This window comes from Sutterella massiliensis (assembly GCF_016899755.1).
Taxonomy (GTDB): domain Bacteria; phylum Pseudomonadota; class Gammaproteobacteria; order Burkholderiales; family Burkholderiaceae_F; genus Sutterella; species Sutterella massiliensis.
The window spans coordinates 1-603 of record NZ_JACJJC010000219.1; the positions used below are offsets into that span (position 1 = coordinate 1).

2 protein-coding genes are annotated in these 603 nt (G+C 48.4%); both read right to left on the reverse strand.

The window, feature by feature from the left end:
* The coding region (locus H6A60_RS14565) for an ATP-binding cassette domain-containing protein (protein WP_205105026.1) at nucleotides 1-218 on the reverse strand (218 nt) is incomplete at its 3' end.
* A partial coding sequence (locus H6A60_RS12255; protein ID WP_205105028.1) for an ABC transporter permease occupies nucleotides 215-603 on the reverse strand: 389 nt, incomplete at its 5' end. The genes H6A60_RS14565 and H6A60_RS12255, both read right to left, overlap by 4 nt.

Consider the following 603-nt stretch of genomic DNA (forward strand, 5'->3'; position numbering starts at 1 on the left):
GTCAGATGTGTATAAGAGACAGATGTTCGAATAACTCTCCCGCTGTCAGGGGGTTCCGCACCTCCGATGATTCGGATAAGTGTTGACTTACCTGCACCATTTAAACCCAAAATAGCAAGGTTCCGACCTTCTTCAATTCGAAGGTTGACATCGTTTAAAACAACGTGCTTGCCTTCCTTGAGCGGATACGACTTAAAGACATGCTGAAGCTCGATCATTGATCTTTCCTCCTAGATCGAGCGTATCTCTCGAGGAAGCCACCAACGACAAGCGATGTCAGCGTAAAGCAGACGAGATAAGTAACGCTCAAACCCTCCACGACATATGCATCGTGTAGGCTCATTCGCATGAGCTCAACAGCCTGCAAAATCGGATTGAGGAGCATGAAATTCGCCAGATCCTGCTTGAAAGCACTGACGGAAAAAAAGACTCCAGAAAGAAAAAAAGCTACTCTGAGCACCATGGGAACAAGTTTGCTGATGACCGGTACAAAGACCGCCAGTGACCCGCAAACCATACCAATACCCAACGCACAAAGCGGCGAACAGATCAAAACAACAAGCCCGGTGACAATTCCGTTGGGGCGAAAGGCCGCCCCCAACA